Here is a 14,632-nt window from a genome sequence, read left to right on the forward strand (position 1 = left end):
TGCGTGACCAATCCGATGCTAGGAGTGACAGGTGATGGTGGCGAGGCGCGTAGGGCGGAACCCGGCTGGTGAATGTTTAGATCTGAGATCACTTTCCCCAGCGCGCACTTGCCCGGCACATCAGTGTTTTCCCCATTCGGCGGTTGTCCTGGGGTGGTACCCATTTCGTGTGCTTGCAGACCTCTTCGCCCGCGCCGCGCGCGGTGAGTACCCGCCTGCGGATGGTTCTGTTCGCGTAGTGCCCCCGGAGCCGGACGCGTTGTCGGCGGTGATCGCCTTCAGCGCGCACCACGTCATCGTCACCGAGGCGGACCCGGACTGGGTCGCCTCCGTGCTCCCGGCCGACGACCTGTCCGCCCCGCTGAACCCGCCGTTCCTCACCGAGCTGTGCGCGAAGACCGGCCGGGTGGTCAACAACATCGACCAGGTCCTGGTCGCCGACCGCCTCGACGGCCACCCCGACCTCGACCTGGCCCCGGTCGCGGAGTCCATGCTCGACCCCGCGAGCGGGTCTTCGGTCTCCGAGCACGAGCGGGCGGTCTGCGCCTACGGCCTGCGCACCGACGTCCGGGTCTGGACGTGTCCCGGTGGGATGGTGCTGATCGGCCGCGGACTCGGCGGCCGGTGGGAGGTGGCGGCCGAGGTCGACGAGGGCGCCCGGGTCAGGGGGCTCGGCCGGGCGTTGTTCACCGCGGCGCGGACGCTCGTGCCACCGGGCGAGCCCGTGTGGGCGCAGGTCGCGCCGGGCAACGCGGCCTCGGCACGGGCCGTGCTGGCCGCCGGCTACCGCCCGGTGGGTGCGGAGGCGCTGCTCCTGCGCGGCTGAGCGACCGTGCCGCGCAGGACGTCCACGCGGTCGGAGCCGGGGCGGCCGAGCACCCAGCTCGATCCGGTGAGCGCCTTCGCCTGCCGCTTCAACGGGGCGAGCAGCCGGGAGACCTCGCGGTAGCCCGGCACCGTCCCGTTCGCGCAGACCAGCGTCGCCAGCGACACCGTCACCGCCCGCCCGTCCACCTGGTAGTGCCCGTCCAGCATCGCCCGCGCGAAGCCGACCAGGTCGTCGACGTCGACCACCGCGAGGAAGTCGTCCCCGCCGACGTGGCCGACGTAGGCCGACCGCAGCGCCGCCGCCGCGTCGGCCAGGCGCCTGCCGACCAGCCGGATCAGATCGTCGCCCGCCGCGAAGCCCGCGGTGTCGTTGACGGCCTTGAACCCGTCGACGTCCAGCCAGCACATCGCGAAGATCTGCCCGGCGACGACGCGGCGGTCCACCTCGCGCGCCACCGCGTCGCTGCCGGGCAGCCGGGTCAGCGGGCTGAGCGCGGCGGCCTGCTCGACCTTCATCTCCGCCAGTCCGCGGAACAGGTCGGACAGGCGCACGATTCCCATGCAGCGCAAGGAGTTGTCCACCACTACGACATCGTCGTAGCGCCGCTCGGACCCGCTGACGCTGAGGTGCAGCGCGTCCATCGCGGTGCTGTTGGTCGCCACCAGCATCGGCTCGTCCGCCAGTCGCGAGGCGTGCCGCTTGGCGTGCAACGCGTGCCCGTAGGGTCCGGTCACCGCCAGCAGGAACCGGTTCCGGTCGATTGTCCATTGTGGACAAAGGTTCTCGTCCACCAGGACCACGCTGGTCACCTCGGGCCGGTTCACCAGCACCGAGCGCACCTCGTCCGCGGTCGCCTCGACGGAGAGCATCGTCGCCGGGTGCAGGAACTCGGTCACCCCCGGCCCGGCCGCGATCGGCAGCTCGGCTACGTCGGGCACCTCGGCGATGATGTCCGGATCCTCGGTCGCCAGGGAGATCCGCGTCGTCGGGCGTCGGGCGGGCGGCGCGACGATGTCGCCCTGGACGAGCTGGATCCTGCTGTCCCGCAAGGCTTTGAGCTGTGCCGTCGTGTGCACGCCCGCCGCTGCGAGGGTGGTCCGGGTGCGGCGGCAGAAGTGCGCCATCGCTTCCACGAAGGCCAGCCCGCGCTGCCCCGGCAGTCCCGCGACGGTGCGCGGGTCGAGCTTGACGATGTCCACCTCGGCGGCCAGCAGCAGTGACAGCGACACGTCACCGCCGTCCCACGCGACCTTGTACCCGGCGGCCCGCAACCGCCGCAGCTCGTCGATCAGTTCTCCGTAGTCGGATTCGCGCAGCTGCCCGCCGACCTCGATCACCACTTCGTGCGGCCGCCGTCCGAGGTCGCACAGCGCGTGGTGCAGCCGCTCCACACCGGACGGACAGGTTGCAACGGTCTCGGCGAGCAGGTTGAGGTGCAGGGGAAGCAGCGTCTCGTGCTCGGCGCAGGCGCGCGCGGCGAGCACCGCGAGGTCCACGTCGAGTTCGCCGGGGCGGTCATCGGGGATCGGGTGGACCAGCACCTCGACGGCGACGACTCCACCGGTGTTGAGGTTGACCAAGGGCTGGAACGCACACCGCGGGTTCTCCAGCGACGCAGGCACGGCGCCGATGATGCCGGTTCCCGCCGAGACCCACGAGGGCATTCATCGCCTGTTCACGCAGACGTCATCCCCATGGCGAGGGCGGCGACCCTTGCCCGCAACGCCGGTGGCGCCGCGCCGATCACCGCCGTCATCGCGCGCAGCGTACCCGGCAGGTCGCAACGCCCTGCGAGGTAACGGTTCTGCAGGTGGGTCGGCGCGAGGAAGAACGCCTCGAAGAACCGGGGAACGTCGGCCGCGGACAACCCCAGCAACACCCGCAGTCCCACCCGTCGCAGCCCGTGCACCGCCAGCGCCTGCGTCGGCCACACCGTCCGCCAGCCCGCGCGCGAGGCTTCCCCCTCGTCGAGCCCCAGCGCGAGCGCTTGCGCCAAGCGGGGTGCGAGCGTCAGCGACCCCGCGACGCTGTAACCCGTCGCCGGGTGCACGAACGGTGCCGCCGCGCCGAAGGGCACCACGCGCTGCGGCCGGGGAAGCGGATCGTCCATCGGGAAGCGCACCCGCTCCCACCGCTCGTTCCCGTGCAATGGAATGCCGTTGCGCCGCAACCGGTCCACCAGCCGATCGCGCAGTTCCCGATGGCTCATCGCGGGTCGGTCAGCGAGTGATGTCTCTTCGAGCAGCACTTCGTCGTCGTTGAGCGGCACCGCGTACAGGAAGCTCGGCCGGCCTTCGTGCTTCTCGCGCCAGTCCATGAACAGCGCTTCGCCCTTGTCGACGAAACCCTGTTCCCGCAAGGGGATCACGACCCCGACCGCCGACTGCTCGGCGGGCGTGCGCCGCCTTGTCGTGCCGAGGAGGGCCTGCTGGCTCCCGGTCGCGTCGACCACCACGCCGGCTCTGATCCGGTCCTCGTTGTCCAGCAACACCGTTGTGGCGTCTCGGTCGTGGTGGGCCTTCACCGCGCGTGCTTGGTGAACCGCGATCCTCTCGTCGTCCAAGTCCGCGCGCAGCGCTTCGTTGTCGATCACCGCGTAGGACCGGTCGACGACGTGTTCGGTCAGCGCCGCGGCGCGGGTGCGTTCGCTGCGGAAGGCCAAGGGGACACCGGCGGGCAGTTCGTCGGCCCAGGACGCGTACGTCGCCCGCCACGGCCTTCCCGCCGCGGGGTCGACGACGGCCGTGCGCAGCCCGAGGCGCGCCGTCGCTTTGGCGAGCGCGCTTCCGGCGGGGCCCGCTCCCGCTACCAGCACGTCGAGCATGCGTCGAGCAGACCACGCCCGCGCCGCGGTGGCAAACCGCTCAGCCGGCCAGCACCGCCCTGGCGTGGGCGATCGCGCTCGGGGTGTCGGGGAAGATCAGTCCGTCCCGGCGCAGGTGCTCGGCGATGCCGAGAGCGCTGAGCACCTGGTCGTGCCCCTGGCTGATCCCGGAGATGAGCACGAGCACGCCGCGGCGCTCCAGGGCGGTGATCGTGTCACCGAGCACGTGCGCGCCGGTGGCGTCCACAGTGGACACACGGGACATCCGCAGCACGACCGCCCGCACCCCGCCCAGTTCGGCCAGCTCGCCGAAGAAGCGGTGGGCCGCGGCGAAGAACAGCGGACCGTCCAGCCGGTACGCGGCGATGTGCTCGGCGAGCAGCCCGCGTTCCTCGCCGACGTGCCCGGGATGGGTCAGCGGTTCCTGGTTCAGCTCCGCGCTCCTGGCGACCGAGCGCAGCGCCAGCACCACCGCGACGCCGAGGCCGACCACGACGGCGGTCACCAGGTCCAGCGCGACGGTGACCACCAGGGTGACCGCGAGGACCACGGCGTCCCTCCTGGTCGAGCGCAGCAGTGCGCGCAGGGAGGCGAGGTCGACCATGCGCACCGTCGTCGCCAGCAGCACTCCGGCGAGCGCGGCCAGCGGGACCCGGCCGACCAGGTCCGCGGCACTGAGAACGATCACCGCGAGCACCAGGGAGTGGGTGAGCGCGGCCAGCCGGGAGCGCGCGCCGGAGCGCACGTTCACCGCGGTCCTGGCGATCGCCGCGGTCGCCGGGACGCCCCCGAACACCGGGGCGGCGAGGTTGGCCAGCCCTTGGCCGAACAGCTCGCGGTCGGGGTCGTGCCGCTGGTCGACCGTCATCCCGTCGGCGACGGTGGCCGACAGCAGGCTTTCCAGTGCGGCAAGTGCGGCCACGGCCAGTGCGGACGGCAGCAGCGCGGGAACGGCCGAGAGGTCGAGGAAACCCAGCGACGGTGCCGGGAGCCCGGACGGGAGCGCGCCGATGCGGGGCAGCTCCAGCGCGGCCAGCTCCGCGACGAGCACGGCGGCGGCGACCGCGAGCAGGGAGAACGGGATCCTGGGGAACCAGTGCGCACCCAGCAGCATCGCCGCCGCCACCGCCAGCGCGGTCACCGGCGCCGCGGCGCTGGGCGCGGCGAGGAAGCGCGCGACGGCGTCCGCTGCGACGGCCCACACCTGCTCACCGTGCGCCCCGGAGACGCCCAGGGCGGCCGGAACCTGTTGCAGGGCGATGACGACAGCGATGCCCGCGGTGAAGCCCTCGATCACCGGGACCGGCAGGTAGTGCACGAACCGTCCGACCCGGCTCAGCGCCAGTGCGACCAGCAGCACTCCGGCGAGCACCCCGACCAGCAGGACGCCGTCGACGCCGGAGCGCTGCACGATCGGGACGAGCACCACGGTCATCGCGCCGGTCGGCCCGGAGACCTGGAGGTTGCTGCCGCCGAACACCGCCGCGACCGCGCCCGCGATCACGGCGGTGGCCAGCCCGGCGGCGGCGCCGAGCCCGGACGCCGCGCCGAAGGCCAGGGCCAGGGGCAGCGCCACGACGGCGACGGTCAGCCCGGCGACCAGGTCGCGCCGGGGCGCGCGCACGGCCTCGGCCCAGTCCTGCCCTGCGGGCAGGAGGTCCCGGAAGGAGCGGGTGCGCTGGATCGGACCATTCACATAAAGACTTTACAATTTTTGCAAGTCTTCATGTCCTCGGGGTGCGCAGGTCCGCCAGCAGCTCGACCTGGTCGGAGAGCACGCCGGTCAGGATCGACCGCGCCACCGCCAGCAGCTCCGCCAGCTGCGGGCTGGTCAGCGAGTAGTGCACGGCGGAGCCCTCCTTGCGGCTGGTGACCAGCCCGGCCCTGCGCAGCACGGCGAGCTGCTGCGAGAGGTTCGCCGGTTCGATGCCGACCTCCGGCAGCAGCTCGGACACCGCGTGCTCCCGCTGGCTGAGCAGTTCCAGGACGCGGATCCGGGCGGGATGCCCCAGCGTCTTGAAGAACTCGGCTTTCAGCTGGTACAGCGGCGTGCTCATGCGAGCACCCTAACCGTGCAGCGGCAGGCCCTTCAGCGCCTTGTCCACCGCGTTGCGCGATCCGTGCACCGCGAAGCCGACCAGGTCGAGCTCGTCGGTGGCGACCGCGCGGACCCGCGCCCGGTTGTCCTCGTCGTTGTTCGTGGTGAACAACTCCTCCGTGTACACCGCGACGGCGAGGTCCTTCGCCAGTGCCCGCGCGTGCGCCTGCCCGATCGCCGCCGCGTCCGCCGAGTACACGAGCACGGGCAGACCGAACATGGGCAGGTACTTCACTCCGGAGGCGTCTTCGTACGGCTCGCCGACGGTCTCCGGGCAGCCGACGGCCACGCCGCTGCTGAGGAACGCGGTCACGTTGAGCTTCTGCCAGACGGCCAGGTCCTCGCGCACCACGACGGCGATCTTGGTCTTCGTTCCCATGCCGTCCATCCTGCGGACGCCGTCTTGAACGCTGGCGCGCGGCGGACCGGCCGATGCTCCACCGTGGACAGAAGCGGTCATGTCAGCCGAGCGCCCTGACCTCGTCGCCGTGCACGGCCAACGCGTAGATCACCAGGACGTCGATCGCGATCATCACCGTGCACCACACCGGATACGCCGGGAGGAAGGCGAAGTTGAGCAGCGCCCCCAGACCGGCGAGCACCATCCCGAACACCCGGGCCCACTTCTGCCCCCGGATGACCCCGATCCCGGCGAAGACCGTGACAACGCCGGCGAGCAGGTGCACCCAGCCCCACGACGTGTAGCTGACCTGGACGACCAGCCCGTCCGGCGCGACGACGAAGTAGTCCCGCCGGATCAGCGCCATCACTCCCGCGATGGCGTGGAACGCGCCCACCAAGGTCATCATGGCGCCCGCGAAGAGCAACCAGCCGACCCACAAGGTCGCCTTCCGGCCTGATGTCACATCGGAGCGGAGAGTGTCCGCCCCGAACTCTGAATTGTGCATGATGTCGCCCTTCCTCCTCCGGTTGGCCCGTGGGCCTCGGCTGGTGGTCATATGGCGTCCAGTGCGGCATAGACCTGCGTGAACATCCGGTGGACGACCCGCAGCCGGACGGCGAGGTTGCGGTGCATCTCCCGCAGCAGTTCCACCTGGGTGGTGGCGGCGGCCACTCTGCGCTCCGCCTCACGGGTGGCATCACGCAGCCGTTCGTCGGCCAGCGCCCGGCACCGGGCCTCGTGGTCGCGCAGTGCGCGGAGGGCCTGTTTGCGGCGGAGCGCCATCGCCATGACGAAGTCCTCTTCGACCCGTCGCCGCCGGCGTTCGGCGTCCTCGGCGAGTCTGCGGCACTCCTCCTCCGCAGTGGTGCGGGTCTGCTCGGCGATGGCGTGCGCGTGGGCGACGATGTCGGCCGCCTCGCGCCACGCCGCGTCGACCAGGCGCCGCAGCCGCTCGTCGACCGCGTCGTCGGGGATCGGCGTCCGGCACAACCGGTCGCGCTGGGCCCGCAGCTCCAGGATCTCGGCCCGGCTCGCGTCGACCAACCGGGCCAGGTTGTTCACCAAGGCCATGGCGCCGTCGCGGTCCTCGGCGAGCAGCCGCAGTTCGGTCTCCACGTACTCGTCGACCTGCGCCCGGTCGTACCCGCGCCACACCGTGTCGAACCGGCGGCCGAGTGGAACCGGATCCGCTTCGACGAAATCCGCGTCGAGACCGCTCTCCGCCGTCGCTGTCATGGGGTCCTCCCGCTCGATCCGGTGCTACCCGTCGCGCTCGACCTGTTGTGGACGGCGGCACCGGGCCGGACCGGTGTCCGGACAGGATTCGGTCGCGCTCGCCGTGGCCCCGAATCCACGGCTTGCCCGGCTTCACCGACCCGGACCGATACCGCCTTGCGGAGCCGAAGTCCCTGCTCCAGGGATGACCGGTCTTCGTGCTCCGCCGAGACCAGCATGGGCTGGGTGGCCCCTGCGGTCTTCACCTGGCGTGGGTGACGGGAATCGGCGCCGATGACCGGCTGATCGCACGCCGCCACCGTCGGAACGGGTGAACGCCGCCGCCAGGATCCCGAGAAATCACCCAGGAAGGAGGAGGCGCCACCGGCCTCCGTGGTCTGGACTGGCTCCCTCGATTCGGAGCGGAAGGGGCGTGGGACATGAGCGGCTCGTCTCGGAACACGTCAGGAGCCGGGGCCGTGCTCGCGGGTGTGGTGCTGGCGCTGGCGCTGGCGTCCGCCCCCGCACCGGCACCCCGCTCCGCCGAGCCCGACCGGATCGCACTGGAGCTGGTGTTGTTCCGGCTGGTCAACGCACCGCGAATCGTCGAGGCGATCGGGCGGTTCCTGATCGTGCTGAGCCGTGGTCCCGACTCCGGCGGTGATCCCCGCCCCGCCAGGTGAACCTGGCCGCATTCCCTGCCAGTACCAGTCAACCCCTGCGGAACGACCGCGCCCAGCCGGGTGCGGTGATGAGAAGTCACGTGATTCCCATCGGGGGAGAGGCGAAATGCCGCAGGGCAAGAAACAGTGCGAGCACAACAACAAGAACCTGTGCGAGTCGCAGCTGCCGGAGGACATCGCGGCGAACGGCACCGCCGCGGGTTCGGTGATCGCTACGAAGATCCGGGTTCCCGTACTCGCTCCCACCGTCGTGGACCTACCGCGCCTGCTCGCCATCCTCGACGAGCTCCTGCGCGAGCCGCTGGACGGCCCGCCGGTCACGCTGGTCTGCGCGCCCGCGGGCGCGGGGAAGACGACCCTGCTCGCGGCGTGGGCGCATCGGCTCACCGAGCGCGGCACCCACGTCGCGTGGGTGTCGCTGGACGCCGACGACAACGACGTCGTGCCGCTGTGGTCGGCCATTCTCCGCGCGCTCAGGGAGACCGGGGCGTGGGGCCAGGACGGCCGGCTGGCCCGGCTGAGCCCGCCGGGAGAGGAAACGGAGGCGGCGTTCCTCGCCGAACTGGTCGCCGCCTTCGAGCACCTGGCCGAACCGGTCTACCTGGTGCTGGACGGAGTGCACGAGGTGAGCTCCGCGGCCGCCGTGCGCGGGCTCAACCACCTGCTGCGCCAGTTGCCGTCGGCGCTGCGGATCGTGCTGGCGACCCGGTTCCCGCCACCGCTGATCCTGCCCCGGCTCCGGGTGGAGGGCCGCCTCAGGGAGATCGGCCCGGCGGAGCTGACCTTCACCGCGCGCGAGGCCCGGTCGCTGCTGGCCGGACACGGCGTCGAGCTTCCCCCGGGCGCGCTCAGCCTGCTCATGGAGCGGACCGAGGGGTGGGCGGCCGGGCTGCGGCTGGCCGCCCTTTCGGCGGCCGGGTCGGAGGATCCGGCCGCACGCGTCGCCGAGTTCACCGGTGAGGACCGCGCGATGGCCGACTACCTGGCCGGGGAGGTCCTCGCCGACCTGCCCGGCCACGTCCGCCAAGTGCTGCTGTCGACCTCCGTCTGCGCCGCGTTCACCGTGGACCTCGCGGTGCTGCTGTCCCAGCAGGAGAACTGCGGCCAGATCCTGGACCACCTGGAGCGCACCAACGCCCTCATCACCCGCGGCGGTCCCGACGGGCGCTGGTACCGCCACCACCCCCTGCTGCGCAGCCATCTTCTCGCCGAGCTGGGCAAGCTGAACCCCTACGGCAGGCGCGACCTGCACCGCACCGCGGCCGACTGGTTCGCCGAGACCGGTGACCCGCTTGTCGCGCTGGAGCACGGGATCGCGTCGGCCGACAAGGACCTCATGGTCCAGCTGATCACGAAGTTCGGCCTCCAAGAGGTCCTGAAAGGCAGCGGGGACGCCCTGCGCCCACTGCTGGACTCCGTTCCCGAGGAGGTGCTGGCGCAACCGTCGGTGGCGCTGGTGGGCGCGGTGACCGCGCTCGACCGCGGCGACGTCCTCGCGGCCGACCGCTGCGTCCGGCGCGTCGAGCGAGCCGTCCGGCCCCCGCGCACCCAGCGATTACGCGCGCTGCACGCCGTGGTCCTCCTCCACCGGTCCCGGTTCGAGGGAGGTGTGCGGGACGCCTTGTCCGCGATCGAGGACACCAGGGCCGGCAGGACCGGGGACGTCGACATCGACGTGCTCGCGATGGCCAACCGGGGTACGGCGGCGTTGTGGCTCGGTGAGCACCGCGCCGCGCGCGCCGATCTCGCACGGGCGCTGCGGCTGGCCACCGCCGAGAACCGCGACGCGGTGGCCCTGCACTGCCGCATCCACCTGGCCGCCGTCGCGGCGGCCGAGGGCGACCTGGCCCAGATGAACAGCGAGATCGCTTTCGCGCTGGACTTCGCCCAGGAGCGGCGCTGGAGCGAGACCGCACGGTGCGCCTACCTGTACGTGCTCATGGGCACCGACGCGTACCTGCGGCTGGACCACGAACGCGCCGAGCGGCTGGCCTCGGTGGCCGTGCGGCTGCTGGACGAGCGGGCCGATCCGACCGTCGCGCTGTCGGCGCACCTGCTGAAGGCCGCCGTCGCGTTCGACACGACCGAGGACCCGCACGGGGCGGTCGCCGCCTTCCGGGGTCACTGGCGGCGGTTCCGGGGCGCCCAGCTGGCGCCCGCCCTGATCGCGTTCGCCGCGCCGCTGGAGCAGCGCATGGCCTTGCGCGTCGGTGAGCACCGGTGGGCGGTCGAAGTGCTCGAACGGCTGCGGCGCCTGCTTCGCCCGTCCGCGGAACACGCCTTGCTCCAAGCGGTTCTGCACGTGCACCGGGGCCATCTGACCGCGGCGAGGCGCTTGCTCGACCTGATCCTCAACCAGCGGGTTCCCGCGGTGGTGTCGGGGACGATGGTGGACGCGTGGCTGCTCGAGGCGCAGCTCGCCGACCGGGCCGGTAACGAACACCGGGCGCACGAAGCGGTTTCCCGCGCGCTCGCGCTGTCCCAGCCCATGCACGCGCTCCGGCCCTTCTTCGGCGCCGGCGCCCAGGTGCGCGACCTGCTCGTGCGGGGATCCGGGCGGTTCGGCAGGTACGACAGCTTCGCCGCCTCCGTTCTCGCCGCGGTCCCGGCGTCGGCGACCGGGGCGTCCGAGGCGCTGACCAACCGCGAACTGGACCTGCTGGTCGAGCTGCCCTCCATGCGCACCACCGAAGAGATCGCCGACTCCCTGTTCGTCTCGGTCAACACCATCAAGACCCACCTGCGCGGGATCTACCGCAAGCTCGGCGTCAACCAGCGCAGGGATGCCATCACCGCGGCGCGGCGCCGGGGGTTGTTGTAGGTGGCACCGGGCTCGGGTGCGGCGTGTCCGGCAGGCACAGCAGCGCGGGCGCCCAGCCGGCGCGCGGGTCGGTGTCCACCAGCAGGGCCTTCACCAGCAACGTCAGCGGGATGGCCAGCAGCGCGCCGATCGGGCCGAGCACCCAGGCCCAGAACACCAGCGCGAGCAGTGTCGTCGTGGTCGACAGGCCCACCGAGTGACCGACGAAGCGCGGCTGGATCAGCGACTGCACAACGAAGTTGAGCAGGCTGTACACCAGGATGACGACCAAGAAGGACCGCCAGCCTCCGGCGAGCAGGGCGAGCAGCGCGGGCGGGGCGAGCCCGATGAGGAAGCCGATGTTGGGGATGTAGTTGGTGACGAACGACAACAGCCCCCACAGCACCGGGACGGGAATGCCGAGCAAGGCGAGCGCGACGGTGTCGAGCACCGCGACGATGAGGCCGAAGATGGTCGTCATCAGCAGGTAGCTGCGGGTCCGCTTGGCGAAGTCGGTGAGCGCGCCCGCGGAGCCGGGACGGTCGGAGGCGATGGCCGCCAGCCGCCTGTCCGCGTCCCCGGCCTCGATGCCCAGGAACAGCAGCAGCACGAGCAGGAACCCGATGTTGGTCGACAGGCTCGTCACGCCGGACAACAGCGAGCCGACGAAGCCCAGCACCTTGCCGAAGTCCACCGACTTCAGCGCGGCGTGCACCTGCTCCGCACTGATGCCGAGCCGGCTCAGGGCGGTGGTGAGGGACCGGAGCAGGTCCTCGGCGGGACCGGCGTAGCGCGGCAGCAACGTCGCCAGCTGCGCCACCGAGACGGCGACCACCAACGTCAGCACGACGATCACCGCGTAGAGGACGAGGATCAGCACGACCGTGCTGATCCAGCGCGGAACCCCGCGGCGGCGCATCCACGCCTGCACCGGGCTGACCGAGATCACGATGACCAGGGCGAGGAACGCCGGGCCGATCAGCCATGCGGCCGCTCGCATCCCCGCGACCGAGACCACGGCGGAGGCGGCCCCCAACAGCAGCACGAGGGCCCTCGGCAAGGCGAACGGACCGGCCGCGACATCGATGGGAACGACGGCGGTCGTGGTGTCGGAATCGGCCCTCGGCGGGCCGTCTGAACGGCTGGGCACGGGTTGGGACGCTAGTTCGCGTCGCGCGTCGCGGCGTCGCCCGTCGCAGGTGAGATCGCCGGTGCGGCGCTCGGCCTTCACCCGTGCCGGGTGAGGAACACCGGGCGGCCGCGCCCCCACACTCCACGGAGATCGCCGGGTTCCCGGCGCAGTCTCAATGGTAAGGGGCACAGTGATGACGGACTCGACGCGGCACGACGTGTCGCCGATCCAGGGCCGACCGCGCAGCGGGCTGAGCACGCCGTCGCGGTCGTCCGCGGGCAGGCCCAACGTGCTGATCATGTTGATCGAGGACGTCGGTTTCGGTGCTGTGAGCGCGTTCGGCGGTCCGTGTGACACACCGCGGCTGGACCAGCTCACCGTCGGCGGCCTCAGGTACAACCGCTTCCACACCACCGCGCTCTGCCCGGCCACCCGCGCGGCGCTGCTGACGGGACGCGACCACGACCACGGCGGCACGGGCTCCGCGACGGACACGGCGGCGTCGGCGCCGGCACGTCCCACCGTCTGCGCGTCACTGCCGGAGATCCTGCGGCTCAACGGGTACTCGACCGCGCGGGTGGGCAAGTGCCACGAGGTGCCGGAGTGGGAGACCGGTCCGGTCGGCCCGTTCGACCGGTGGCCGACCGGCAGCGGGTTCGACTACTTCTACGGATTCCTCGGCGGTGAGACCGACCGGTACCACCCGGCCAACCACCGCCCGGTGCTGTACGAGGGCACGAGCCCGGTGGCACCGCCGAAGAACCGGCAGGGGGGCTACCACCTGATCGAGGACCTCGCGGACCGGACGATCGGGTGGATACGACGCCAGCACGCGCTGATGCCGGGCAAGCCGTTCTTCATGTACTTCGCACCGGGTGCAACGCGCGCACCGCACCTCGTGCCCCAAGGATGGGCTGACTGCTACCGGGGACGGTTCGACGCGGGGTGGGACCGGCTTCGGGAGGAGATCTTCGCGCGGCAGAAGGCGCACGGCATCCTCCCGCGGGACTGCGAGCCGGATACGCGGCACTCCGTGATCCCGAAGTGGGAAGAGGTCGCCGAGGAGATGAGGCCCGTCCTGGCGCGCCAGATGGAGCTCCACGCCGGCTTCCTGTCCTACACCGACCACCACGTCGGCCGGATCGTCGACGCGCTCGACGAGCTGGGGATCCTGGACGACACCCTGATCTACACGATCATCGGCGGCAACGGCGCGTCGGGCGAGAAGGTCACCACCGCCGGGGCCGGACACGCTGAGAGGGAGGCGTTCCTGCGTGAGCGGCTCGAGGAGGTGGGCGGCCCGGATTCCTGCGACTACTACGCCCTCGGCTGGGCGCAGGCGATGAACGCCCCCTACGAGTGGGAGAAGCGGGCCCCCTCGCACTTCGGTGGCGCGCGCACCGGCGCGATCGTGCACTGGCCCAGGGGGTTCGAGTCCAGAGGCGAGATCCGCTCGCAGGTCCACCACGTGATCGACGTGGCCCCGACCGTCCTCGAAGCCGCGGGGTTGCCGGAGCCGGTGCACGTGCACGGGGTCCGACAGCGATCGATGGAGGGCGTGAGCATGGCCTACTCGTTCGACGCCCCGGACGCGGCGAACCGTCACGAGCCCGAGTACTTCGAGATGCTGGGCAATCGTTGCATCCACGACAAGGTGTGGGCCGCGGTGGCCCGGCACCACAGTCCGCGGGATGCCGCCCTGCCGTCGTTCGACGACGTCTGGGAGCTCTACGACACGATCGCGGACCGGACCCACGCGCACGACCTCGCCGCCGAGGATCCGGAGGAACCGCACGAGCTCCAGCGCCTCTGGCTGGTCGAGACCACCGGGTACACCGTGCCGCCGCTCGAGGCCCGCTCCGTGGAACGGCTGAACACCGACGGGGGCGGACGACCCCACCTGGTCCGTGGCGAACGCCAGCTGCTCTTCTTCGGCATGGGGCGGCTGGACGAGCGTTCGGTGGCCCCGCTCAAGAACACCTCGCACGCGGTCACCGCGGAGATCTTCGTGCCCGCGCCCGGCGGTGACGGGGTGATCATCGCGCAGGGCGGCGTCACCGGCGGGTGGAGCCTCTACCTCAGGGACGGCGCGCTGGGGTACTGCTACAACTTCTACGGGCTGAATCGGTACTACACCGTTGGCGGGCAACCCGTTCCGCCGGGTACGCATCTTGTTCGCATGGAGTTCACCTACGACGGTGGCGGGTTGGCCAAGGGTGGCGACGTCGCCCTCTACCTGGATGACGAACTGGTCGGCACCGGCCGCGTCGAGCGGACCGAACCCTACCTGGTCTCCGCGGGGGAGAACTGTTATGTCGGCACGGAAACGGGTTCCCCGGTGACCGCCGACCACCGCATCCCGGCGTTCCGCGGCCGGGTGCACTGGGTCCAGATCGATCTCGGCATCACCGACACCGGTTGTGGGGTGTACCCATGTCCTTCGCTGTCATGACGACGCTGCCCGTGGCGCTGTTGATCGCGCCGGTGCTGCTCGAACGGTTGGAGCGCTGGGCGGTCAGGCCGCCGGAAGCCGGGCCCGCCGCCGAGTCACCGGCCACTGTGGACGGTCGTCGGCCTCGGCGGGCACCGTCCCGGCACCCCCGTGTCTCACCTGCTCCGGGCGAGGCCGAGAGCGAAGCCCGTCCGCT

General features: G+C 71.6%; 12 protein-coding genes. 4 read left to right on the plus strand and 8 right to left on the minus strand.

Annotated elements, in window-relative coordinates; genetic code table 11:
* Window positions 1–169 precede the first annotated feature (169 nt).
* Window positions 170–826 (plus strand): N-acetyltransferase, encoded by a 657-nt coding sequence (locus BLT28_RS01170; RefSeq protein ID WP_197683945.1) that lies wholly within the window; start codon window positions 170–172, stop codon window positions 824–826.
* On the opposite strand, the gene BLT28_RS01175 is transcribed toward BLT28_RS01170, so the two are convergent.
* The 7 genes from BLT28_RS01175 to BLT28_RS01200 all read right to left on the minus strand — a co-directional run bounded on the left by BLT28_RS01175 (window position 784) and on the right by BLT28_RS01200 (window position 7,390).
* Window positions 784–2,451, minus strand: a complete 1,668-nt coding sequence (locus BLT28_RS01175) for a GGDEF domain-containing protein (RefSeq protein WP_052407272.1) — start codon at window positions 2,449–2,451, stop codon at window positions 784–786. The two genes, BLT28_RS01170 and BLT28_RS01175, sit on opposite strands and share 43 nt — an antisense overlap.
* A gap of 53 nt (window positions 2,452–2,504) precedes the next feature.
* Window positions 2,505–3,653, minus strand: coding sequence for a lycopene cyclase family protein (locus BLT28_RS01180; RefSeq protein ID WP_043811253.1), 1,149 nt, complete (start codon window positions 3,651–3,653; stop codon window positions 2,505–2,507).
* Between the two features lie 40 nt (window positions 3,654–3,693).
* Window positions 3,694–5,349, minus strand: coding sequence for a SulP family inorganic anion transporter (locus tag BLT28_RS01185; RefSeq protein WP_052407248.1), 1,656 nt, complete (start codon window positions 5,347–5,349; stop codon window positions 3,694–3,696).
* A gap of 28 nt (window positions 5,350–5,377) precedes the next feature.
* Complete coding sequence (locus BLT28_RS39605; RefSeq protein ID WP_030429314.1) at window positions 5,378–5,710, minus strand: ArsR/SmtB family transcription factor; 333 nt, start codon at window positions 5,708–5,710, stop codon at window positions 5,378–5,380.
* Between the two features lie 9 nt (window positions 5,711–5,719).
* Complete coding sequence (locus BLT28_RS39610) at window positions 5,720–6,130, minus strand: DUF2000 domain-containing protein (RefSeq protein WP_030429313.1); 411 nt, start codon at window positions 6,128–6,130, stop codon at window positions 5,720–5,722.
* An 82-nt stretch (window positions 6,131–6,212) separates the two neighbouring features.
* On the minus strand, window positions 6,213–6,659 hold the full coding sequence (locus BLT28_RS01195) for a DUF7144 family membrane protein (protein WP_030429312.1): 447 nt from the start codon (window positions 6,657–6,659) through the stop codon (window positions 6,213–6,215).
* Between the two features lie 47 nt (window positions 6,660–6,706).
* Window positions 6,707–7,390 (minus strand): DivIVA domain-containing protein, encoded by a 684-nt coding sequence (locus tag BLT28_RS01200; RefSeq protein ID WP_052407247.1) that lies wholly within the window; start codon window positions 7,388–7,390, stop codon window positions 6,707–6,709.
* Window positions 7,391–7,809: 419 nt separating this feature from the next.
* Here BLT28_RS01200 and BLT28_RS01205 point away from each other — a divergent pair, with 419 nt between their 5' ends.
* Both BLT28_RS01205 and BLT28_RS01210 read left to right on the plus strand, forming a co-directional pair.
* Window positions 7,810–8,052, plus strand: coding sequence for a hypothetical protein (locus BLT28_RS01205; protein WP_156050877.1), 243 nt, complete (start codon window positions 7,810–7,812; stop codon window positions 8,050–8,052).
* Window positions 8,053–8,158: 106 nt separating this feature from the next.
* On the plus strand, window positions 8,159–10,873 hold the full coding sequence (locus tag BLT28_RS01210) for a LuxR C-terminal-related transcriptional regulator (RefSeq protein WP_030429309.1): 2,715 nt from the start codon (window positions 8,159–8,161) through the stop codon (window positions 10,871–10,873).
* On the opposite strand, the gene BLT28_RS01215 is transcribed toward BLT28_RS01210, so the two are convergent.
* Entirely contained in the window at window positions 10,842–12,002 is a 1,161-nt protein-coding gene (locus BLT28_RS01215; RefSeq protein ID WP_322788479.1) for an AI-2E family transporter, read from the minus strand. The genes BLT28_RS01210 and BLT28_RS01215 overlap by 32 nt on opposite strands.
* Before the next feature lie 175 nt (window positions 12,003–12,177).
* Between BLT28_RS01215 and BLT28_RS01220 the strand changes: the two genes are divergently transcribed.
* Window positions 12,178–14,436 carry an arylsulfatase gene (locus BLT28_RS01220; protein ID WP_231950584.1) on the plus strand — a complete coding sequence of 753 codons (2,259 nt, stop codon included), beginning with the start codon at window positions 12,178–12,180 and terminating at the stop codon, window positions 14,434–14,436.
* The last annotated feature ends 196 nt before the right edge of the window (window positions 14,437–14,632 follow it).

It is taken from the genome of Allokutzneria albata, assembly GCF_900103775.1.
In the GTDB taxonomy this organism is placed as follows: Bacteria; Actinomycetota; Actinomycetes; order Mycobacteriales; family Pseudonocardiaceae; genus Allokutzneria; species Allokutzneria albata.

Excerpts from the sequence above, each read along its gene's own strand:
- BLT28_RS01180 (WP_043811253.1), bottom strand. The coding sequence starts at position 3,653 with ATGCTCGACGTGCTGGTAGCGGGAGCGGGCCCCGCCGGAAGCGCGCTC.
- BLT28_RS39605 (WP_030429314.1), bottom strand. The coding sequence starts at position 5,710 with ATGAGCACGCCGCTGTACCAGCTGAAAGCCGAGTTCTTCAAGACGCTG.
- BLT28_RS39610 (WP_030429313.1), bottom strand. The coding sequence starts at position 6,130 with ATGGGAACGAAGACCAAGATCGCCGTCGTGGTGCGCGAGGACCTGGCC.
- BLT28_RS01195 (WP_030429312.1), bottom strand. The coding sequence starts at position 6,659 with ATGCACAATTCAGAGTTCGGGGCGGACACTCTCCGCTCCGATGTGACA.
- BLT28_RS01200 (WP_052407247.1), bottom strand. The coding sequence starts at position 7,390 with ATGACAGCGACGGCGGAGAGCGGTCTCGACGCGGATTTCGTCGAAGCG.
- BLT28_RS01205 (WP_156050877.1), top strand. The coding sequence starts at position 7,810 with ATGAGCGGCTCGTCTCGGAACACGTCAGGAGCCGGGGCCGTGCTCGCG.
- BLT28_RS01210 (WP_030429309.1), top strand. The coding sequence starts at position 8,159 with ATGCCGCAGGGCAAGAAACAGTGCGAGCACAACAACAAGAACCTGTGC.
- BLT28_RS01220 (WP_231950584.1), top strand. The coding sequence starts at position 12,178 with ATGACGGACTCGACGCGGCACGACGTGTCGCCGATCCAGGGCCGACCG.